Source organism: Flavobacteriales bacterium (assembly GCA_020635855.1).
In the GTDB taxonomy this organism is placed as follows: Bacteria; Bacteroidota; Bacteroidia; order JACJYZ01; family JACJYZ01; genus JACJYZ01.
The window spans coordinates 332,385-356,232 of record JACJYZ010000003.1 but is presented as its reverse complement, the minus strand read 5'-3'; the positions used below and the strand labels follow the sequence as shown (position 1 = coordinate 356,232).

The 23,848-nt window shown below is 53.0% G+C and carries 16 protein-coding genes; all 16 read right to left on the bottom strand.

The features are described from left to right. Window positions 1-155 precede the first annotated feature (155 nt). Entirely contained in the window at window positions 156-3,089 is a 2,934-nt protein-coding gene (locus tag H6585_09780) for a histidine kinase (GenBank protein MCB9448620.1), read from the bottom strand. A gap of 133 nt (window positions 3,090-3,222) precedes the next feature. Further along, entirely contained in the window at window positions 3,223-4,794 is a 1,572-nt protein-coding gene (locus H6585_09775; GenBank protein MCB9448619.1) for a T9SS type A sorting domain-containing protein, read from the bottom strand. 138 nt (window positions 4,795-4,932) lie between these two features. Continuing rightward, window positions 4,933-7,836 carry a histidine kinase gene (locus tag H6585_09770; GenBank protein MCB9448618.1) on the bottom strand — a complete coding sequence of 968 codons (2,904 nt, stop codon included), beginning with the start codon at window positions 7,834-7,836 and terminating at the stop codon, window positions 4,933-4,935. Window positions 7,837-7,932: 96 nt separating this feature from the next. Beyond that, window positions 7,933-8,364: a LytTR family transcriptional regulator gene (locus H6585_09765; GenBank protein ID MCB9448617.1), complete on the bottom strand. Its 432-nt coding sequence runs from the start codon at window positions 8,362-8,364 to the stop codon at window positions 7,933-7,935. A gap of 69 nt (window positions 8,365-8,433) precedes the next feature. Beyond that, a complete protein-coding gene (locus tag H6585_09760) occupies window positions 8,434-8,661 on the bottom strand; it encodes a response regulator (protein ID MCB9448616.1) in 228 nt (75 codons plus the stop codon). 152 nt (window positions 8,662-8,813) lie between these two features. After that, window positions 8,814-9,392 carry a hypothetical protein gene (locus tag H6585_09755; protein ID MCB9448615.1) on the bottom strand — a complete coding sequence of 193 codons (579 nt, stop codon included), beginning with the start codon at window positions 9,390-9,392 and terminating at the stop codon, window positions 8,814-8,816. 2 nt (window positions 9,393-9,394) lie between these two features. Further along, window positions 9,395-13,498 (bottom strand): AHH domain-containing protein, encoded by a 4,104-nt coding sequence (locus tag H6585_09750; GenBank protein ID MCB9448614.1) that lies wholly within the window; start codon window positions 13,496-13,498, stop codon window positions 9,395-9,397. A gap of 2 nt (window positions 13,499-13,500) precedes the next feature. After that, window positions 13,501-14,244, bottom strand: coding sequence for a hypothetical protein (locus H6585_09745; GenBank protein MCB9448613.1), 744 nt, complete (start codon window positions 14,242-14,244; stop codon window positions 13,501-13,503). Between the two features lie 17 nt (window positions 14,245-14,261). Beyond that, complete coding sequence (locus H6585_09740) at window positions 14,262-15,164, bottom strand: hypothetical protein (GenBank protein ID MCB9448612.1); 903 nt, start codon at window positions 15,162-15,164, stop codon at window positions 14,262-14,264. Between the two features lie 73 nt (window positions 15,165-15,237). Continuing rightward, window positions 15,238-15,975, bottom strand: coding sequence for a hypothetical protein (locus H6585_09735; GenBank protein MCB9448611.1), 738 nt, complete (start codon window positions 15,973-15,975; stop codon window positions 15,238-15,240). Between the two features lie 5 nt (window positions 15,976-15,980). Next, entirely contained in the window at window positions 15,981-18,185 is a 2,205-nt protein-coding gene (locus tag H6585_09730) for a DUF4157 domain-containing protein (protein MCB9448610.1), read from the bottom strand. A 10-nt stretch (window positions 18,186-18,195) separates the two neighbouring features. Further along, on the bottom strand, window positions 18,196-18,717 hold the full coding sequence (locus H6585_09725) for a pentapeptide repeat-containing protein (protein MCB9448609.1): 522 nt from the start codon (window positions 18,715-18,717) through the stop codon (window positions 18,196-18,198). A gap of 97 nt (window positions 18,718-18,814) precedes the next feature. Beyond that, window positions 18,815-19,294, bottom strand: a complete 480-nt coding sequence (locus tag H6585_09720; GenBank protein ID MCB9448608.1) for a hypothetical protein — start codon at window positions 19,292-19,294, stop codon at window positions 18,815-18,817. 30 nt (window positions 19,295-19,324) lie between these two features. Then, window positions 19,325-20,653: a DUF4157 domain-containing protein gene (locus tag H6585_09715; GenBank protein MCB9448607.1), complete on the bottom strand. Its 1,329-nt coding sequence runs from the start codon at window positions 20,651-20,653 to the stop codon at window positions 19,325-19,327. A 30-nt stretch (window positions 20,654-20,683) separates the two neighbouring features. Beyond that, on the bottom strand, window positions 20,684-22,039 hold the full coding sequence (locus H6585_09710; GenBank protein MCB9448606.1) for an ATP-binding protein: 1,356 nt from the start codon (window positions 22,037-22,039) through the stop codon (window positions 20,684-20,686). Then, window positions 22,033-23,835 (bottom strand): hypothetical protein, encoded by a 1,803-nt coding sequence (locus H6585_09705; GenBank protein MCB9448605.1) that lies wholly within the window; start codon window positions 23,833-23,835, stop codon window positions 22,033-22,035. The genes H6585_09710 and H6585_09705 overlap by 7 nt, the downstream gene beginning before the upstream one ends. Window positions 23,836-23,848: the final 13 nt, after the last annotated feature.

Here is a 23,848-nt window from a genome sequence, read left to right as displayed (position 1 = left end):
TATGCCGCAAGCGCTCCGCAACACAAAGAGAGTTATTACAGGAATGGATGTGGGGACAAATAAATATTCGCTGGACTTCGATTAAAATCCGTATAAACCACCTGTTACATGGTTATGGAAAGTGAACCAGATTTACTTTGAGGAAACACAACCGATCAATTGATCTCTGAGAAGGTCAGGACAACTTTGGTACCTGCTGGATTACCTTGCTCATTCAGCAGATCAATGAATTCGCATGAAAAGGAATTCCGGGTGGTCCGGTTCAGCAAGTGCAAGCGTTTCTCGGAGAGGACGGTTCCATGGGATGTATGACCGGGGCGTTTTTCCCGATTGGTTTTTACGGAGGCATGGCGCCCAACCCCGTTGTCTTCAATCTCGCAATAGACGACCTTATTTACTTTGTATATTTTAATGGACAGTTTCCCTTTTTCTGTTTTGGGCATGAGTCCGTGCCAGATCGCATTCTCCACATAAGGCTGAAGAAACAAGCTCGGCACACGCACATCCGTGGGTTTCACGGATGGATCCACGTGGATCGCATAGTCGAATCCTTGATTGAAACGCATGGACTCCAGTTCCAGATAAATCTCCAGCGCCTCAAGTTCCGACTCCAACGGAATCATGGTTTTTTGTGAATTGTCAAGGATCAGGCGCATCAGGCGCGCAAACCTGGAAATGTAACGGTTGGATGCACGTTCGTCATGCTGCATCACGAAATGCTGGATCGAGCTCAGGGAATTAAAAATAAAATGAGGATTCATCTGGGCGCTGAGTGCCTGCATCTGGAATTGCGTCAGGTCATTCCGGATGGAATTCTTCCATGCCAGTCTTCTGAAACGGGAGTATACATACCATCCGACGCTGCCTGCAAGCACCAGTATCAGCAGCAAACGGAACCACAGCGTATCATAGAAATACGGTGATATGCTCAATTGAAACGGAGAGGACGGACTCCACACACCCGACTGATTCTGCGCAGACACCTCGAAGGTATATTTGCCGCTTGGCAACCGCTCATAGTGAATGGTGTTTTGTGAAGTGTAGCTCCAGGAATCCTGTTCTCCATTGATGCGATACCTGTATCTAACCACTCCCGCCTGTCTGAAATCCAACGCAGCGAATGTAATTTCAATGCTGTTCTCCTCCGGGTTCAGCTCAAGTCCCGACCGGCATGGTTTGCTGGCGCCATTGACTTTCAAACCACGGAATACAATCGGGGCATTGAGGGTATCCGGAAGGAGTTCATCCGCATCAAACCAGTTCAGTCCTTGTTCGGAAAGAATCCAGATTTTGTTTTTTATCGTTGCCAGTCCCAACACCGTATTGCTTACAAGGCCATTCGCGTTCGACAGGTATAGCACTTCCGGCTTACCTTCCGGGCGAATCCGGTTCACGCCCGAAAACGAAGACACCCATATATCGCCGCCCTGATCCACTTTCACGTCGGTGAGCAGGTTGCTGCACAAGCCGTTGGACACGTCGTAATGATATATCACCGAGTCGCGATAACCCAATAAGCCAGCCCCCTTGGTTGCCATCCATGTGATGCCGTTCCGGTCTGTTTGCATTTTCACAATGCGGGCATGCAGGCGCTCATCATCTCCACCTATAAAATATGGAGTGTTGTCTACTAAACCGTACAGCCCCTCCAATGAACCGAGCAACATGGAACGATCGGTAGCCATGGCCATAGAGGTGATGGCGGGGACTTCTTTCTGTTGAAACCCGAACCGGTAAATTGAATCGTCAACCAGGTGAATAATGCCTCCGGGCCCCACGGCAGTCACCGTATCATGCCAACAAAGCAGATCGGTGATATGAGGGAAGTAAGCCAGGTATCGGATTTTAAAATTCTGAATATAACAGGCGTTACCATGCCCCCAACAAAACAGCTTCCGGCAAGCCGTGTCACCTGCCAGGTACCGTATGTGCATGCTTTTACTCAAGCTAATCTGCATGCTTCTTTGTATATCGCCATTCTCATTCAACACCTCCACGTCTCCCTGCTCGCCTACCACATACATATGCTGCTGATCGCTGGCGATGAGCCGCCCTTTACTTTTACCCGATGTTTCAAATCGCCGGGCATGCATCACCTCATCCGGAAGGTAGTAAACCCCATTGGCCACCGTGGCAAACCACATTCCTCCCTGCACATCCATCGTGACACCTGTGATGGACTCCCCGTCAAGCCAATGGTCCCACACACCCGGCTGGTAAGGTGACTTCATCCTGTATACACCGCTGTCTATCGTGGACATCCAGATGTTCCGGCGATGGTCCATTCCCATATCCAACACCTGGTAATTACCGGCAACTTCTATGCATCCCTTCTCCGTACATCGCATCAATTTTCTCACATGGGAAACCAAGCAAACCGTGTCTCCACTGATAACCGATTTAACCGGTTCACTGTATAGCTTCGCGTCATTCATTACACGTACACAATGTTGATAATTGAATCTGTTCGCGGATATGAGAAGACATGAAACATACTTTATTGTTTTTTCAATGTCTGCATTGTCAAACCCTGTTGAGAGCATTCCCTTTTCCGTTTGGACACAATACCCCATGACCTCCGGAAGTGTCGTAACCTCTTTCACCATCACTCCGTCTTTGCTGATCTTAAAGTACCCTCTCGCTTTGACGCCCACATGCACGGCATCCTGATCATCCACCAGGAGATCCACCAGCAACAGGCTTTTGTTGTGAATGGCATCCAGCAACAGTTGGTTGTATGGGTAAGCATGGAAGGCTTCGTTCTCAAAATAGCACAGGCGTTGGTTGTAGCAACCGAACCAGATCCTGTTGTGACTGTCCAGGTACATTTTGAACACGGTGTTATCAGGCAAACCGTTATCGGTGGTGAACACTTCGAAAGTGTATCCGTCAAAGCGCGCTACACCCATGTCGGTGGCAAACCACATGAAGCCCTGCCGGTCCTGCAGTATATCGTATACCTCCGCACTCGGAAGCCCGTCTTTGGTGCCATAGTGACGGAATGCCAGTTCCTGACCGTTCACCCATGTCATGAAAAAACACAGGCACACCCATACCCGAAGCATGATTGTCCGACACCGAATGCTCATGCTCACAAAGATGCAAAAACAAAAGGATGACCGGAAGGTTATGAAGCTGGTGGTTCTATTTTGAAACGTATATACGCAAAACGCCCCGGCCAGGTCGACCGGGGCGTATGAAAAACAGTATGCTGCTGATGAATTAGTACATCACCAGGCGTTGGGTTTCAACCCAATTTTCGGTTTGCACCCTTACCTGATAGATACCTTTGGATACCCGTGACAAGTCCAAGGTTACCTGACTGGTATTGGCTTCATCCTTTTGGTACACCAGATTGCCTGCAAGGTCATATACTGCAACACGAACGGACGACTGCACCTCACCGAAGTTGGTTTTAATAATGCCCTTTCCGGGATTGGGGAAGATCGCATACCTGTTCGGGGCTAATGCCGCATCCTTCTGCTCCGCATCCCCATCCGTTTTAAATCCCGGAGGAATCGGACATTGAAGTACGATGTTGGATTTGGTTCTGGTCTCTCCATTTGCATTGGTAACGGTCAGACTAACCACGGTACCGGGGGGGCCTTGCGCGCACGGTGTGGTATTACCGTCACTCCACAAGAATTGAAAGGGCGGTGGTCCAAATGTTGGCGTGCAACAATCCTGATATATCACATTGCCCGGAGTACCATATGCTTCACACCCCCAATATGCTGTCAACGGTGGGTTCAGGCAAATCAGTTGTTGCGTATCGTTCCAGTCGTTACAATTGCCCCTGACAACCAGCACCACCCGGTAGCACTTTCCGGCTTCAAATGTGATTCCGCCTGAACAGTTGGGCAACGTGGTCAGATCTATGATTCCGGGAGGGCCCGGTACCCATCCGGTATTGCAGGACTTGCTCCAATCGGTATTCCACCACTGGTCCGATTCGGCAATGATCCATTGGTGTAAGGTGATGTTACCCGTTGACCCGGTTCCGTCTGCCATGATGGGTTGCCCCTGGCTGAATTGACTCCCCATGTTCAGAACAGGCTGAATGCCCTGATCGCCGATGGTACTGGTAAAAATATTGATATTATCCACGGCTGCCGACAATGTTCTTCTTGGGTCTGCATCGGTATTGGCTCCGATCTGAAGGAATTGCAGGCAATTGATATTGGGTACGGTAGCGCACACCGGTGATCCCGGTATCGGATTGGTTCTTTGCGGATCTGAAAAGATGCTGAGCAATACGTCCTGGTTACTGCCAAATCTTTCCAACCGGCAATAGTAAGTTACATTCAGCGCAGCAGCCGGGATGATTGCTCCCTGATTAACCGGTGCTGCGTTCGGTAACTTGGACCGTATCATGAAGTGATAATTGGTGCCTCCCAGATTGGAATTGTACATTACTTCCAGCATGCTATTGCCATTGTATGGATTCGCCACTCTGGTCCTGAAAGGATCCTGGTTCGTGCACGTCAGCGCCATAATGTGATGCCCCACGCCCCCGACACCCTGCGTAGGCCGGAACTCAAACTCCACCCGAAACGGCTGATTTGTTAATGGCGGAATGGGCCGGAAGGCCCTTCGTTCAGCAGAGCCGGGGTTGCTACACAAGTTGAATGCAAATACATTATTGGCGATATTCAACTGAGGCAACGGGGTTCCGGGATTGACCATTGTCCATGCGTTCCCGTTGGCAAAGTTTTCCGTGAATATCAACTGACCGCGGCTGATGCCACATACACCGGTCAGGGCGATTAGCAAGATGAGTCGTAAGGTTTTCATGTGTTAGGATTTGATGTTTGACAGCGATGCGTAGGTCAAAACTAACACCGCATCAAGCGCGTTGGGGTGCAAATACAAATACCGGGGCATCCGGTTAAAATCCGCCGGGGGTTGGTAAAAATTCGATTGACCGGGTATCTATCTGATCTCCGGAAACGTGAGAACCACGCATGTACCAACCGGATGGTCGTCTGCATCTTTCAGATCGATATACTCACAATGAAAGACCTCGCCCATCATCTGGTGCAGCAGGTCGAGCCGCTTATCTATAAGTTTGGTGGCATGCGACTCATGGCCGGGCCTGGATGTTTCCCGGTTGGTGGCAGCAGCTTGCCTGCCCACGCCGTTGTCTTCAATTTCGCACCGGAGGCGGTTACCAGCCCTGGTGATCCGGATGGAGAGACGGCCCCGGTCGGATTTCGGTATCAGTCCGTGCCAGATGGCATTCTCAACAAAAGGCTGCAGCAGCAGGCTGGGAAATTTCACTTCCCGGGTATTGACGTCATCGTCCACTTCAATGGAATAATCGAAACCCTGGGGAAGGCGCAGCACCTCCAGTTTCATATAATTCTCCAGGGCTTCCAGTTCCGCTTCCAGGGGGATGAGCGGCTTCTGTGAGTTTTCCAGCACCAGCCGCATGAGGCGGGCGAAGTGCGCAATGAAACTGTTGGAAGTATCGATATCATGGCGGATGATGAAATACTGGATCGAACACAGCGAATTGTACAGGAAGTGGGGGTTCATCTGGGCGATGAGCGCCTGCATCTGGAAATTGTTCTGCTCTTCCCTGATGGCATTTTTCCATGCCAGTTGGCGGATCCGGTACCTGCCGTACCAAACGGCCGACCCGATCAACAACGCAACACCCAGCAACATGAACCAGGTGGTTTCATATATATAAGGTTGTATGGTGAATTCGAAGGTTGCGGGAACCGGGTTCCACTGACCGAGCTGGTTGGCTGCCGTTACCTCGAACGTGTATTCGCCCTTGGGGAGTTTGGCATATCGCACGGAGTGCAGGGTTGTCGTTGACCATGACTCTTCCAATCCGGCAATCCTGTAGCGGTAACGAACCTTGCCCGACTGCTGGTAGTCGAGTGCCGCAAAACGGATTTCAATGTTTCTTTCGCCGGGTTTAAGTAGCAGGTGACTGGTATCCGGGGCCGGCACATTGTTGACCATCACTTCCCGGAAACGGATGGGTGCAAAATACGTCTCAGGATCAACCACCTCCCTGGAAAACCAACTCAACCCCTTATCGGTAAGCAACCATACTTTTCCGCCACCTGTTGCAACCTGCATCACATGGTTGCTGGCGATACCGGATGCGGTCGTCAGGGTGAGGATGGGATGCTCATTTCCAGGCCTCACCCGGCTGGCGCCGGAGAATGAGGTCACCCACACATCCCCGTTGTCATCAAGCGTTACATCCGTGAGCAGGTTGTTGCATAGTCCGTCGGCTTCGCTGTACTGGCGGAGAACGGAATCTTTGTATACCAGCAATCCGGCACCTTTTGTCGCGATCCATATGGTCCCGTCGGGGGCAATCTCCATGGCGGTAACCCGGGCGCGAAGCCTTTTGTCCGTATCGCCGAGAAAATAAAAAGCTCCGGAGCGATACCTATACAATCCCTCCACGGTACCGATGTATAGATCCCCTACCGACATGCCGGTTACAGAGGTCATGGTAGCTGAATATGATTTCGGGAGAACATTCAGGTATTGTGTATCTCCCACCAGGCATGAGATGGTTCGGATACCTACGCCCACAATGGTATCTCCGATACATACTGCATCCCGCACCATCCTGTTGAAGGGTATTGGCCGGACCTCCCCGTTTCGCACATATTCAATTCTTTTCATCCCGCCTTCCCATAGGATGAATCTGTCGCCCTTACGGTCCATGGTTGTATGACGAACATGGCTTGCATCGGAATGTTCCCTTTCGGCATAATGCCTGACACGTTTTCCTTCGAACGACAGCTCATCAACAGCACCCAGGATGTTGGCCAGGTATATGCAGTCCTTACCGGCTTCCATAAACAACATGGTATTCACATTCCGGGATTCGTAAAATGGCATGATGTGCATGTTGGAAGTGGGAAGATAATACACGCCTTCGGTCATACCTCCGAACCACATCCCGCCTTGCCGGTCTCTTGTAACGGATGTAACCGATACGCCCTTCAGCCATTGATCGGGTTGGTGATCCGGTGAAAGTGGTGGTGTGAACCGATACACACCGCCATCAATAAGTGAAACCCACACATTCCCGGTCGAATCTTCCTGAAGATGAAGGGCAGAATATTCCATTGTTTTAAGGATCACCGTATCCGGTGTTATCCACCACAAATTTTTACCCCATACCGCAAGCTGAAGCGTATCATTCACAGCCAGGCTGCGAAGAACAAACCCGGATCCCAAACCCGCTTCGCCTTTTTTGGTTACATCATCAAATAGCTGAAGGGTATCTTTCCCTTCGATGACATACCCCCTGTAATTTCTTGCGAATTCCGACGGTTTGATCGTGAATGTGATCCTGTCATTCTCTACGGGAACGGAATACCATCCATACCTTGTAGGGCTGCTATTCGGTGCAAGTGAAATGATTTCACCTCCGGATGTGATCCGGAAATAACCACCGGATTTCAAACCCAGATAAATATAATTGTTGGCATCCACCACCATCCCTAAGATCAACCCCGACTTGTTGTTGATCATGCGGATCAGGGCATCATTGTTAACGAAAGGATGAATTCGCCCTCGTTCAAAATAGCACAGGCGCTGGTTGAATCCGGCGAACCAGATCCTCCCCTTCCCGTCCTCACAGATTTCAAAAATGGTGTTGTCCGAGAGGCCATCCTCGGTGGTAAAAGCTTCAAAGGCATATCCGTCGTAGCGGGCCACACCCATGTCGGTTGCGAACCACATGTAACCTTGGGAATCTTCAAGCACATCGTATACTTCGGAGCCCGGAAGACCTTCACCCGTATCGTAATGTTTGAAAGCAAGTTCCTGCGCCTGCAACCGGAGTGCGGTCATGAGGAAGCATACTGTCCACAAACCGCAAAATCGCCACCGCGCCGATCTCCCCGATATGAAATACCAGGGCATCACTGCAAGATCGGGAAGCTGATATCAGGAAGCCTGCTCTTCATTGGCTTTCATCGCCTGCAGGAATTCGCCTTTCCTTCTTCTGGAAACCTCTACACGGCTGTCATCACACATTTCCACCAGGTCAATGTCTCCCTTGATGAACTTCTTCACGTGTGACAGGTTCACCAGGTGTTTCTGGTGTATACGGAAGAAGTTGTGCGGCACCAGCAGTTCTTCGTAGTAGCCCACGTTTCTGGAGATTACCTGCCGTTGCTGATCGTTAAAGTAGAAGGTGCTGTAGTTGCTGTCGGCTTCCACCCGGATGATGTTTGCCGCATGGGTGAAGATCATGCCCTGCTGGTTGCTCAGGATCAGCCGGTCTTTCGCAAATCTCGCCCTGCTGCCCTTGTTCTCAATCTTTTGCTGAGCCAATTTAATGGCATTCACCAATTCCGGTTCGTCCACGGGCTTCATGATGTAATCCAGTGCATGCGATTTAATGGCCCGGATCGCGTAGTTGTCGAACGCAGAAACAAAGATGGTTTAGTACGGAATATCGGAGGTGACATTCAGGATATCAAACCCGGTACCGGAGGGAAGTTCCACATCTGTCAGCACCAGGTCGGGTTCCGTTTTACGGAGCAAAGCAACGCCTTCGCTGACGTCTCTTGCAACGCCTTCTATTTTGAATTCCGGGAAGTTCTTTTGAAGAATATACCTGATCACTTCAGCCGCACTCGGCTGATCTTCGATAATTGCGCAACGAATCATTTCACTTACAACTTAAAGGGGGCGCATCACACCCCGACAACATCCAGAAAAATGCGGCCTGGCATGCAAATTTAGCGCAACCTGCGGAGGCTACCAAATTGATCGTACGCCTTATCACAGAAATAACCGAAGAATTTGCGTCCTGCTTCCGCTCAGAACATCAGCACCGAACTGTAACCGGAAGCTTCCTTCCATTCCACTCCTGACAAGCCTGCTGCCTCCAGCTTTTCCTTCAGCGGCTCACTAAAGAGTATCAGTGAAGGGAATTCTGCCACACGGAATAGATGCCTGTCACCAATCGCCTTTTCTTCAAGCACCAGTTTTTTAATATCCGAAACCACGTCGTGGCCGGGTGTGAACAACACAAGTTTCGACTTCTTCCTGTCCATACATCTCACATTGTTCAGTAGGTTCATGAAACTGTAAGATGTATCTTCCTTTCCGTTTTCCTCACACCGGATACGCACCGGATGAAATTCCGCTTCACCGGGGGCGTGTGCTTCTACCACTTTTCTGAATTGTTCCGACACCAGTGGCACAAACTGAATGCCTGCCAGCCAGTCGCATTTGTGTGCCTGCACCTCACCATATGTGTAAACAAGATCCAGGTTTCCTAATTCCATGGGAATACCCGATGCGTATTCCGCGCCCATTTGTTCGGTCTCACCCTGCATACCGTTGATGTATGCATCTTCGTCTTTCACCACATAGTTGTTGTAGAAGTATTTCATGATCAGGGAGGTGTCAGGCGTAGTTTTCCTTTCATCAATGCTTTGCGGATCGCCTTCAGGTTTCCGATCAGCGCCTTCCGCGCTGCATCGCGGGCTACCTGTTCGGCCACGCCGCTCTTGAGTGCCTGTTCGTAGGCAAGTATTTGTCGTTGCACCATTTTCTCCATCATGTCGGAGTAGGCCTTGTGGTAGCCTTTGTGAACGGTGGCTCTTCCCCACCTGCCGAACCGGGCTGCATTCGATGGCGGCAGCATCACACCATTGACGGCGCCGTCGTTCACATTGAATCCGATCTTATTGAGGAAGCCTTTGATGTGCGGATTGTTGAGCAGTTCTTCAGGGAGGATATGGTGGGCCTCGAAGTTCTTGGGTTTCGCTCCGGGAATGCCTTTTCGCAACTGGTAGGTTTTACTGGTGCCGCCACCGAGTTTACGGATCTGATCCGCCGTCATGCCTTCCAGTCGTTTGAACTCGGCCGCCCGTTGCGCCGGGGTCATGCTTTCCAGTTTGCGCGCAAAATCTTCGGAGATCACGATGGCTTTTTTTCCACCTGTGTTGATGGTTTTACCCACCAGCTCTTCGTTGCTGCCCAACTTACGCAGGCGCCGTGCTTCACGTTTGCTGATGTCGCCCACATTCCCGGTTGCCAGAAGTTTCTTGGGATTGAAATAGCCATACAGGTAGAACCTGCTTCCGTGAATTTCCAGCGAGAAGCCTTTGAACCCGAAATGATTTTTGAGACGCTTACCCAGGTCCTTCAATTTCTTCACTCCTTTTCCGATCCATTTTCCAACACCCTTCATGAATACTTTTCCACCCCGGATGATCGGTGCCGCCAGCCGTCGCGTTACCTTGAACGCTGTTTTGCCCACTACCTTCAAACCCTGCCACGCCAGCTTAGCGCCTTTCATCGCAAGTTTCCCTGCACCCTTGGCGAGTTTGACAATCGCCTTCGCAATGCGTTTCACAATCTTCAGCAACAAACCACCCACTTTGAACAGGAAGTTGAACACCAATTCAACGAGTCCCACCGCAATGGCCCGTGCCAGACTTTGCGCGCCACCCTCAATATCTCCGGTCCATGCCTTCTTCATGTAGAGTCCCATGTGGTAACCCATCTTGGCCACCAGGATGGCGCCGAAGATCACGGTAAGGGCCGTCATCATGGCCTGCAGGGCGGCAAGTATCGCTGCGCCGCCCGTGAAGAATGCCGCCACTGCCAGCCCAAGCAGGGCAGCTACCATGATGCCGATGATCATGACCTTGTTGCACTCCCACCAGTTGGCGATGCCTTTCTTCACCTGTGAGAGGATGAACCCTCCTCGCTGTGCCACAGTCAACGGGCCCACCTTGGCCACATCGGGGATGCTGTTGTCGCTGTCACCTTTGGGCGCCTCGCCTTTCATGTCGTTGCATTGCGGCGACATCTGCGAGAGGTAGTATTCCATCTTCTGGTCGTCGGTCATGGACATAAAGTCGGGACCACCGCCTGCACCACCGCTTGCTGTGCCACCGGGTGCTATCGGACTCATGCCGCCTTCAGGCATGCCGCCGCCGGTCATGGCCCTTATTTCTTCCATCGTCAGGTCACCGGGTTCTTCGTTGCCGAACGGAACTTCACCTCCGCCGGAAGCCAGTACCATCGCCAGCAGTTCCGGATCCAGATCGATCTCGGGCACGGGATCAATCACCACGTCTTCCGGACTCAGGGTTGATTTGCTCAGCAACGCTGCATTGGCCGGATCGGCCTGAGACGCGGTGGCAGATCCCGGAGATGCGCCCGGTACCTGTGGCGGTGACGTGCGTTCGAGTCCGGGCAATGGTTTGGTCACATCCTGACCGAGGAGCTCTTTGGACACTTCACCCCAGAAATGGTCGGGCATTTTCCGTGCCGCCGCCACCAGGTTGGCAATGCCTTCAATGATCTCGATGATGCCCACCGCAATGAACTCAAGGGCATCGATGATGGCATTGTAGAACTTCTGGTAAACCGACAGGATGAAGTCGAGTGCCTTGCCGATGGCATCCAGCACCTTGTCTGCAAAATCCTTCAGCGCCTGAGCGGCCTTGTTCACCGCATCCACCGCCTTGTTCACCGCCCTGTCTATCGCAGCCCTCACTTTTTTTGCCAGTTCAGGGAAGGCAGCCAGCGCAATGGACACCAGGGCTTTCAGCGCTTCGCCGAAAGCTTTGATCAATCCCACGATCGCACGGCGTGCCAGCTCGATGATGCCTTTCACCACTTTTTTGGCCAGCTCGATGATGCCCTTCACGAGTTTGCGCAAGCCATCGAATATGGCGTTGATGGCGCTCCTGATCTTGTCGAAGAAATCTGAGATGGCGCCTTTCACCCTGTCCCAGAAACTACGCGGCCGGTTTTCGGCTTCACGTTTTTTGCGCTTGGCTTCATCCTCGGCTTTCTTCTTTTCCTGTTTGGCCTGGGTTTCCGCCTCGTTCAGTTTTTTGTCCGTTTCCTGTTCGCTGGTCTTTACTTCCTTGTCAATCTTCCCATCAATTTCTTTTTTCTTCTCCGTTGATTGTTTGTCGTACCTCTTCTTTATCTCTTCGTTTTCCTTTTTCCATCCGGAGCGTTCTTCTTCCACCTGTTTGGCAGCGCCTGCCTGATGACCCTCCTGTTCGGATTTCACGCGGGCGGTTTCTTCATCGATCTTTGCCAGTCCGTCTTCCTTTTCCTTTGCGCTATCGGTTTCGTAGGTATCCTTTGCCTGCTGGAATTCGTCCTTCTTGGGCGCTACGGCTTCATCCATGCGCGACTGCATGTTGGCGTTCAGCGAGGTGCGAACGTCGGCCGTGATATCCCTTTTTCCCAGCTCTTTCCCTTCCCTGGGTTCCAGTCCCATGATCTCTGTTTTGGGGCGCATGGTTTCTGTTTCCATGTCGGGATATACATCCTTCTCACCGAAATCCTTTGTGGTTTCCATATCCGCATCGGCCTGGTTATCATCCACCTTCTTTTCCGCCGTGCGTTGATGGGTTTCATTCTGCGACGGATCTGCCTGTCCGGACAGATCCACCTTGGGCCGATCTCCGGCCGAGGTGCTTACGCCGCTATCGCCTTCGGGCAGTGAACGCAGGTAGGATTTGATGCGGTTGATGAGGCGGCTCCACCAGCTGCCTTCGTCTTCGTTCTGTGACGCGGTGGGTTCGGAGAAATGAGGCGCATGGCTGCCGGGAACGGGGCCCGACGGATTCTCATGGGTGGTTTCAATCTTCTTTCCATCTGCATTTCCTTCCGGGTTGAGCTCGGGCGCCTGGTCTTTTTTCAGTTGTGTTTCCGCCTGTTGCTTTTGCTTTTTGGTGGGAACACCGGTGGGTTGTTCGATCTCAGGCAGGCCATCCTGCTGGGCTTTCTTTTCTTCACCCTGCAAACGTTGTGCTGCTGCCGAGGCCTTCTGCATGTTGTTGGCGAAGCTCACCGCATCCATGGAGGTGATGGACGCGATCATGGAGGACGAGTCGCCGGTATCCAGGGGTTGATCGGGTACGGACTCCGGCGCTTTACCACCACCCTCGCCGGAGGGTCCGCCAGCACCAGGTGCCAAGGGCCCTCCTCCTTGCGCACCACTTGCTGCGTTGCCAACTGCGTCTTTGGGTGATGGCGTTTTTTCCGGCGATTGGGTGGGTCCGGACGCTATGTTCTGACCGGCACCGGCCATAGCAGGTGCGGTACTTTGATTCGTATGTACGGGTGGGGTATCAGGCACTGATGCAGTTACTTCACCCGGTTGGTTGGAGCGGTTATCTCCGTCATCGCCGGCCGCACCTCCCATTTCGCGGGAGTGGATGGTTTCCGGCGCCGTGTCCTGATCCGTTGTTTCCTCGTTGGGATCACGGTCGGTCGTACGCATGTCGATGCCGGAAGGACGATTCGGCGTAAGGGTCACCTGCCGGCTGTCCGTTCTGGGCGCCATCAGTGGCTGCCCCTGACGGCTCAGGGGCGACATGGCGTTGGGATTTACATCCGTTGTTTGCCTCGGGGCGGTGCTGACTTCCGGACCGGCGCTGGTTGTATCCCTGTCTTCATCCCTTCCCGGATGGCGGGAGGTGGTCAGATTAGGGTCAATCGCCGGCGCCAGGTTTGACATGGTTAGTTACCTTCTACTGTTTCGGGTTGGTCAGCTGCCTGACCGGAGAGGCAGTGCACATAGTGGGCCCATGCATCGGCCGAGTTGTAGTCGTTTGCATTCGAGTCACAGTCGAAAATGGGGAGGTACAATTCCGACCCGGGATCTCCGATGCCGGCGGCATGTGCAGATTCATGAATGAGTGTGCGCACCTGTCCTTCAAAATCCAGATCGAAGAATGAATCACAGAGGTGAATGGGCACGCGGTTGCCTTGCACGTATCCGTTCCACACGCTGCAGTTGTCGATCTCCGGGCCGCATTCGATGACACGGTCGGAAGACAGGACCGTCATCATGTTGCTGATCAGGTCTTGTACGGCCGTCACGTTGCGGATGCGCGGCGACACCAGTCTTCTCGCCTCACGCATGGCGTGCTGCTGTTGTTGGTAGCCGAGTGTAGGGTGCACACCGGCTAGCTGGAAATGCACATTCTGTACCCGGAAGAAAGCCTGGCGCCGCGCATTGGTGATGGCTGTTTGATCGCACCTGGACGTGGATGCGGAACCGCCACCTCCGGAACCGCCGCCATCACCCTGCAGGTTTTCCTGCCCCGAAGTGTTGGACAGGTTCATGGGGGCGGATGATCGGCCGGGCATGGGTGTCATCGGCTCGGAAGTTTGCAAAGGCGTCATTCCGGAGTGGCCTCCCCTGTGAGGAGATCGGCGTGATGACCGGTCGGATGAAGATTTTTGTTTGCACTTTTTCATATACAGAGCATTTGTTTTTATCGACTGTTGGGACCCATGTCATCTCTTCCGAAATGATACATCATGCGTGCGAAAACGGCATATGAATCTGCGTTCACGCTGCCCGTTGACCATCCCATGGAATGATAAGCCGGCTGCCACTCGTAGACATCCGTGCGGTACATGAGGTCGCGGTGTACCACTTCATGGATAAGGACCGACACACGGATGAAAAAGTCATCGGCATGAAACCAAAGTGGGCATAGCCTGATGTAGTCCCTGGGGATGGTTAGGGTGATACCGGATTCATCCTCCACATCATATACGGAGTGGGCGGCATATTCATTTTCCGGGCACATGGCAAAGCATGCATAATCGATGCGTTGCAGTCCGGCCAGTATCTGTTCGTAATTGGTGCGCAATGTGCGAAGGTGATCCATCGCCGTGCGCAGGTCGGTGGCGGTCAAAGGTGCTCCCGACAGGATCCGGGCCACATCGAAGTTCCGGTAGTAGGCCTGGAGCAAGCGGCTTTGATCCGCATGCGACGTTCTTCCTGCCAGGAACCCGTCGATACTCCGGATGGTTCGCCGGACCCATTCCACTGCGTGGGGCTGATGGCTTCGGATCATGGCTTCCTGGTCACTGTCGCAATGGCGGAAACGGGCAGACGCGGCTGGGGCGCTTCCGCCGGTTTCCTGGCGTTGAACGACGGCGGCCATTTCACCGCGCGGACTCATATCGCGCATCACGTGCATGGAGGAAGGTGGTTGCACGATGCGTGGTTCCATGGCATCCGGGGGTGTTTTTTTCAACGGGTGCATGTGCAGTGTTCCGGTTGCAGCGGCCTGCATGGCATCGCTTCTCACCGCCTCTCCTCCCGTTAAAGGAAGAACGGAACGGGCGTTGGCCTTGCTTCCGGATATGGCTTGTGTTGCACTCACTACCTGCAATTAGGTGGCATTTCTTCCTGCCACGGATGTACGGAGGTATTTTTCATGTCGGTTGTCCGGTTGGTTAATACAATTCATATTCAAATGTCATTTCCACTTCCGGGCTTCCATCGGGTGCGTAAACGATCTCCTTCACCACCCGTCCGTTTTCATAAACAAATGCTGATGCCAGTATCTGGTTCATGTACACCTTTGCCAGGTTTCCTTCCGCATCGTACTCATTGCGGTACCTGATGGTGGTGTGACCTTCCTTGTGTTCCTCCCTGATCTGGGTGAGGTTTCCGTTTTCATCATAAGCGTATTCGGTACGGTCGCCGTCCATCAGGTTTACCTCCCATAAAATCTTTCCGTTGCTGTCACGGTGTTTCTGATGTTTTTGCTGTCCGTCTATTTTCATGAACTCATCCTGTCCTCCCGCATCATCATAGGAATAGTCCAATTCAGACGACTGCTTTCCCTTCACTACCACCCGCTCCAGTTTGCCGCCGGTATACGTGTAGTCCTTCGTCAGCAATTGCGTACCACCTGCGTCGCTGTGCACTTCCTTTGCGCACTGCTCTCCGTTGTATGTGTATTCCACGGTGCGGATAACGGATCCTGCAGGATCAAACAACTGTTCTTTCACTACATGACCGTTCCTGTCGTAGGCCGTCACGCTTTCCCGGTATGCTGTCGCATCTTTCATCTCCAGATTTTTCCGGTAAACTGTTTTCTTCGCTATGTTCATTTCATTCATCTTACTGCTGCAACCGAGCAGCAGGCAAAGCAGGATGGATAGTCCGTATATACATTTCGCCGCCATATGCATCAAGGAGGTGAAGGTGATCCCAACAATACCCTGACCTCTTCCATAAAGGTAAGATAATGCGGTTCAAGTGATCCACTGATATCAGGCGTAGCGTGCACCATCAGTTCCATTAATTTCTGCACCTGGTCCATGGAACTCAATCCGAAGAAAGCGGCATCCACTTCCACGGAGTTACCCGGTCCGGCGGTCCAGCTGTTGGTTGCACCTTTGGTGATGGTGACCGGACTCCAGAACACATTTCTCATGGTACGGTAGCGATGGAACACGGCGGCCAGCCTCACCTGGTCGTTCTCGTTGGGAGACACGGCCGGAGGTGCGGTGAGTCCGAAATGGGGCGCCGCCTTGGTCATCATGTTGCGGTAGAATCCCGCGGGCCAGGTGGCGGTACCGGCTACACGATGGCCATTCAACCTTTCATACAAAGTATCGAGTTGCAGATATGTACCGGTCAGGTACATTTCCAGCCATGCCAGTGCTTTTTTGGCCGTATGCTCTTCTGCGGCTGACATGCCGTTTGCCACGTCGGGGGATGATGGTCCCACGGATGGCGTTTGTCCGTCGAGGGTCATCAGGAACAACTTGTAGGAATCCGGGTTTTGGATTGAATCCGTGGGCGACAGGAACTCGATCAGTCGGTGGTGCGCATAGGCGGTGTCATCTCCATTGATGGAAGGCGTACCGTGAACGGCTTCATGCACGGTGGTGGTTGCCCTTTCATTCAGGGTATCGGAAAAGAATGTCGGACACAGGGTGAGCATGGCAGAAGCGCCCGTACCTACGTTGCTGGCGATGGTGTTGCTGCACTGGTTCACGCATTGGTGGTTGGCAGGATCCAGGTATTGCGTGATCTGCGCGCTGATGTTGGTGAGCTTGGTATTCACCTCGGCGGCCTTGGCATCGGTGCTGCTGCCGAAGAAGCGGGTGAGCGCGGCATCGGTATCGGCAGCGCGTGTGGCGGCGGTCAGCTTTGCCTGGCCATCGGTGATGAGGCGTTGTGCTTCGGTTTCTGCGTCGGTCCATCTGGACGGGTAGTTGGCTCCGCCGGCGAGCGGATCGGTACATGGCACCACGGCCACGGCAGGCGGTGTGGTAGATGAACCTCCGGGTGGAATGATTTCCACCGACCGCATGCGCTGGTACTCGATGTTACCTGCGCCGGCGGCCACATCCACCACGCGGGTGGCGGTACCGGTGTAGCCCTGGGTGTTGAGTTCGTTTTCAACCGCCGTCAAACGGGCATTGATGACCGTGGTGTTGGCGGCATCGGATCCTTCTTCACTGGAGGTACCTTTCAGCGTAAGTGCCGCGGCTGATCCTGAGAAGGCCGCCAGCTTTGCTATTTCAGATGCAGGGATGGTGGTGCCACCGCGGGTGAAGAAAATCCTATGGGGAAACGAGGCCGCGTTCGGCGGTAGGCCGTCCACATCAAAATCCGATTTCTGGATGCGTTTCCGTTGCAGTCCTTTCTGCTGAATGGTATGTGTGAGCTCGTGGGCGAGCAGATGTTTTCCCTGGTGGGATGCGGGGTTGTATTGTCCTTGGTTGAAATAGATATCGTTGCCCACGGTAAAGGCGCGTGCTCCCAGTTGCTGACTGAGGCCGGCCGCCTTCTGATCTGTATGGATGCGAACCCCATTGAAATCGGCACCCATCTTCGTACTCATTTCGCGGTGCGTGGTTTGGTCCATGGAGCGACCGCCGCCGCGGGTAGCAGAAATCTGGTCTGCTACACCAGCGGATGCAGTCTGGGTGCCATCCGGTGCGCGGTGGATGGCAGGTTCCATTTTATCTTCTTCGGCGCATGCCGCACATTTGGGTTGAAGCATTTCCTCCTCGTCCTCACCCTTTCGCTGCACTTTCATTTGCATGGACTCCTCTTCTTCTTCGCCCTTGCGTTGCACCTGCATCTGCATTTTATCTTCCTCGGCACACGCAGCACACTTGGCTTGCAGCATTTCTTCTTCCTCTTCCCCCTTCCGCTGCACCTGCATTTGCATGGACTCCTCTTCCTCTTCACCCTTGCGTTGCACCGGGTTTGGATTGTTTCCCGAAGACCCCATTTGAACAGGCGCACCACTGACTACACGGTCAGCTACGGCATCGGCTTCACGTTCATACTTGTCATCCTTCTCACCGATCTTGAGTTTGGTTTGTACCGCCCCCCTGTTGTTTCGGGCATTGTCATTTGTCTTAGGAGCAAACATAGCTGTACGTTCAGGGTGATTGATTTTCTGAATTTTTCTTGAACCCGTCAGGAAGATCGAGTTGTTCATTGAACCACGGAGCAATGGCTTTCATCAGGTCGGGGTCTACGCCTTTCAGCAGCTTGAAAAGCGTCAGGAAATTCTGCACGTTGTTCATGCTGTGCCTGACCCCTTGAAAGCCGTTGCAGTTGAATGGGTAGCTGACCGACTCCATGTTGGCATCGGTGAAATTGCAATGCACCATGCAGCTCTCCAGGAAATTCGCACGCACGAGATGGGCACCGGTGAAGTCGGCATGTTTCAGGTTGGCCTTCGAGAAGTTGGCATCGGTGAGGATGCAATGGGTGAAGACCGCCCGTTCCAGGTCGGCCCCTTCAAAGTTGGATCCGGACAGTACGGCATAACTGAAGTTGCAACCCGCCAGCTTCATACCGGAGAAATTGGTACCGGCCAGCATGATGTGTTGCAGGTCGGGAAAGTGTTCTTTCCAGTCGGCAACATACTTCAGTTTTGTATCTGTTTCCCGGATCACGGTTTCAAAGTTTGTGGTTTCTGTTTTGAGGTTTGTAGTTGGAGATATATCAGACATTTACGGATATCAAGCAGAAACTACAAACCACAAACTACTTTTATTTAACAATGAGGGTAAACTTTTCATGGATGCGTTTTTCTTTTTCGACGTCTTTCATGTCGAGTTCGTTTTTCAGGGTGAGTTCCAGCTCACCATCTATGATACCGGCGTTGCGGTCTACGTGATCAAACCTTAGGTAACCTGCGGCCTTGAAGGCCTTGAACAGGACCAGTTGCGCACCGGACAGGAAGCACACATCCACTCCTTCAGCAGGCAGTTTCAATTGTTTTCCTTCTTCAGGAAATTCCTCCAGACTGATCAGCAATGTCTCCGAAGATTTGGAATCGGTGCGGAACGGGTTGCCGGATGACACGGTCGAAAACTGGATGATGTGGTGCGTTCCTTTTTCCAGGTAGCACCGGGTGATTTCACCGTGTTCCGTTACCAGGTCGCTGTTTTGATACAGATCTCCTTCCACGGCTTGCATGGGTGTGGTTGGAACGGAGTTGGCACCGATCGGTTTGAGAAGGGACATCATTGCCAATATGAGTGTTTGGGTGATCATCGGTTAAAACAAAAGCGCGAAATGTGCATAGCTGTCTGCGTTGTTCATGGCGTCTTTCGCACTCAGCGTTGGATAGTTGGGTTGCCATACATAGGCCTTGTCGTCCACACCGGCGTGCCTGTGCGCAATCTCATGGATCACGATCGCCTTCCGTGTGGATGCGCCGGAGTTGGTAAACAGGTTGAAGCACACGTGTACGCGACCTACCTGCCAGAACAGGAACTGCCATACATAACCTCCCACACCCGGGTCGCATGAAGTTTCGCATTCGAAATTGATGCCGCGCTGCATGGCATTCTGGATGTCGCGGAACCGGCGGTAGATGGTCATGATGTCATCCTTGTCGGTCGTATGGAAATGTGTGTTGAGTCCGTTCGACACGATGTTCGGCAACCGCGGGTGTGTGGCATAGGCGTTGGCCAGTGCGGCCGTAGCCCTGTTCACATGCCCGATGGCATCATTGAATGCACCCTGGATCTGCGCCTCCTGTCCGGCGGTACAATCGTTATAGGTATTCACCGGATGCGGTGGGGTGGTTTGTCGCTGCACCCGGGTCTTTTGCATCACGCCGGGTTGTTTGCTTCCGCCCTGCTGGATTGTATGCGTGAGTTCGTGCGCAAGGAGGTGTTGTCCTCCCCTGGATGCGGTGTCATATTTTCCGCTGTTGAAATAAATGTCGTTGCCCACGGTAAAGGCATGTGCCCCGAGCGACTTGCTCAGTTGCACCGCGGTGGAGTCGGTGTGGATGTTCACACCGCTGAAGTCGGCACCCATTTTCCCTCCGAACTGTTGCTGTACGCCGGTGGGCAGGGCTTGTCCTTTTCCGCGGGTGGATGCGATCTGTGATGTAACGGCGGGCGATGTATGTGCGGTTCCGTTTTCAGCCCGCATGATGGCGGGTTGCATTTGCTCTTCTGCTGCACATGCCGCACATTTGGGTTGCAGCATTTCCTCTTCATCCGCACCTTTTCTTTGCACCTGCATTTGCATGGATTCTTCCTCTTCTTCACCTTTGCGTTGCACCTGCATCTGCATGGATTCTTCTTCGGCGCATGCTGCACACTTGGCCTGCAGCATCTCTTCTTCCTCCTCACCTTTCCGCTGCACTTTCATCTGCATCGGTTCTTCTTCTTCCCCTTTCCTTTGTACCGGGGGAGCAGGAGGCGTTCCTGAAGAGATGGATAGTGCACCGCCTCTCACCACGTTATCGGCGACGGCATCGGCTTCGCGCTCATAGCGGTCGCCGGGTTGTCCTATCTCCAGTTTTGCCTGAAACGTCCGGGCGGGGTTGGTTTCACCCCGGTTTCCGGTTGTGTATGTTTGGGTCCCCATTGCTTGTTGCTTTAAGGGTTTTCAGGCGGATCAGGCCGTTCGTCCCGACTTACCAAACTCCTTCCTGATTCCGTCCATGATGTCTTTTTGTGTAATCAGATTGCTGTCACGGTTCAGGGCCATCAGGCACGCGTACTGGATGACGTTCATGATGGGTCCTCCCGACAATTCGTATTTGGAGGCAATGTCTTTCAGGTCCACTTTGGCGTCGAGCTCCACGTGCTCGCTGAATCCCTTCCGCCATATCTCGAGTCGTTCCGGGGCGGTGGGCATGGGAAAGTGGATGATGGATTGAAAGCGCCGGAGAAATGCGTCGTCCACATTGCTCTTGAGGTTGGTCGCCAGGATGATCAATCCGTTGTATTCTTCCATTCGCTGCAGGAGGTACGACACCTCCTGGTTGGCATAGCGGTCGTGCGCATCGTTGATGCCGGTGCGTTTGCTGAACAGCGAATCCGCTTCATCGAAGAAGAGGATCCAGTCTTTGTGTTCCGCTTTGTTGAACACCTTCGACAGGTTCTTTTCTGTTTCACCGATGTATTTGGATACGAGCCTGGACAGGTCGATCTTGAACACGTCCCTTCCGGTTTTCTTTCCGAGCAGGGCGGCGGTGAGCGTTTTGCCTGTACCCGGAGGTCCGAAGAACAGCGACTTGTAGCCCGGTTTGAGTTTGCGTTCCATGCCCCACTCGCGCATGAGTTTATGTTCATGCTGCAGCCATATCTCAATCTCCTGGTATTGTTTCAACGTACCCGGATTGAGCACCAGGTCTTCCCAGTCCATACTGGTAGACAGTTGTTGCGCGGGGAATTCGCCGCTGTATTTCGGACGTTGAACTTTGCCGGTGGTGAACATATCCAGGATATCCTGGGCCAGTACCAGGGCGCCGTTGGTGACGGGTTCTCCGTCGGTTACCTCTTCCAGTTGCAGGATGTTGTGCCGGAAAAACACGTGGTTGGAAGAGAACAGGTGGAGCAATGCGAATCGTTTCTCCAGGTCATTACCGGCAAGGATGAACATGGCGGTCTCTGCGGTGGGCAGGAAGCCGTTGTGGTATTTCCCGCGTTTGCCGCCGAACTCGGTGTACACCTGTTGTGTTTGTTCGTTGCGTACGAGAAACATGTCCAGCATTTCCGGTCGTATGTGCGGCACCAGGGCCAGCATCAGCATGAAGCGTTCTGCAAAGCCGAAGTTGTGGTTCTTCACAAAATCGTTGTAGGCAGACGGACTTCCGTTCATCACCGGCGCCGGCACTTCGAACACATCGGCATAGGCGCATTCCTTGCCGGCGTTAAGGGTGGAGCGTGTCCGTAGTACCTCCCTGAACCAGTTCAGTTCCGACTGGATGTCGCGTGCATTGTATGTAAGTGCCTCCGTTGTTACCATTCCACATTCAGTATGAAATCATTCCACGGCATCTTCACCATGGAGATACCCCATGGCAGGCGGTCCAGCAAGATGTCGAACGTGTTGCGTTCAACCACGAGTTTCCATCCGCCGCCGAATCCTTCTTTGGATAGCAGTCCTTCGCGGCGCACGAATGTTTGTCTGACAGAATCTGCCGACGCATTCTTGAGCACCGACCATTGGTCAACGACGTGCTGTATCAGCGCATCACATTCTTCCATCACATCCTTACCGAGATCCGCCCGGGTAGGCACGGGATCTTCGAGGTGCATGCCGCAAAGCAATTTGTTCAGCACCATGTCATCTTCGCTGAAAACCGTTTCACCGGTTGCCAGGTATTGCAAGATGTGCACCGCTTGTTCGCGGGCTTCATCATGAATAAACTTTTTGTTCTCCGCCAGACCAAGGCCTTCCATCAGGTGAACGATGAACGGATGAAAAAGGATGAGGCCGGCATTGGAGACGGGTGCTTCTTCCACTTCATCCGGCACGATGGGTCTGCGTGCAGGTAATTCCTGATCCACCTTCTCTTCCGCGACCCGCTTGCTGGCCAGTTCCGCCAGTTCTTTCTGTACCTTATTCGCGTTTGTACGTTTTTCTTTTCCATCAGGTCTTGCATCTTCTCCGGGCAGGCTGTCTTCCTTTTCGCTAGTTGAATGCGGATCGTTTTTCTTATCTCCCGGCGTTTCATTTTTCTCACCGGAAAAATCCATGCTATTTTGAACCTCATGGTCGGCAAGACGCTCTGTGGTTCCCGGTTTACGTGCTGGCTTCAGGCCTGCTGCATCGGTATACCCCCTTGTCATCAACTGCTCGGCCACAACCCGCCTGAGGTCATCCTTTCTTCCTTTCAGTACATCCGCCGATGCATTGGCCAGGTCTGCTTCCACGGCCATCCAAAGTGTTTTCTCCCATGGATTTTTTCTGGATGTCATGGCAACTGAAGTGGGCAACAGGTATGCTTGCAGCCCCACGAGGATCTTTCGCAATGCATCATAAGCGGCAGCATTGCTTCGCAGTGAAGCCTGTCCGGGAATGAATAATTTCACCACAGGATGCCACACGGTATAATGCAAACGGGTACGGCTGATCTTTGAAAAAGCCTTGTGCGTCACCAGTTGCGTTTCGAGTGCGTGAAAGATGCGGCTCCATGCGCCTGCCGCGGAGGCAGACACACCGGGCATCATCATTGCCAGCACCTGGCAGATGTTCATCATCAGGTCGGGTGTACACTGATAAATACATCGGCGCATGGCTTTCGGATCCTGCAGTGCATCCTTCAGTACGGGCACAAAACCGGTGGGATTGTTGATCAGGCGCTCTCTCAGCCAGGCATTGAAATCTGACGGGCGTTGTGCCGATGTGATGTACCAGGGCCATTGACCAGTGTAAAGGAAATAGGCCAGGGCCTCGATGTCGGAGCCCGCCATTTGCGCCACCCGCACCTCATGTTGATCAACACTTCCGGATGAAGACGACACCTTTCCGACATGCTTCAAACGTGCTTCCGGAATGATGTCACCCAAGGCTTTCCTGAGCGCCGCTTCCACCTTGCGCGGGAAGTCTTCACTGAGTATGTCAGCGTTGAGCTGGTTCAGATCCAGTTCAAGGCGTTCCATCCGAATGATCTCACCGGGTCTGCTGAACTGGTCCATGACTTTGTTCAGCACGGGGATCACCTGTGACTTATATATTTCTCCAATCGTATTCTGGACGCCGGGCGCCAGCCGGCTGTCCACACGGAGGGTGAGGTCGAGCCGCTGTGTTTTGATCATGTGGGGATATTCC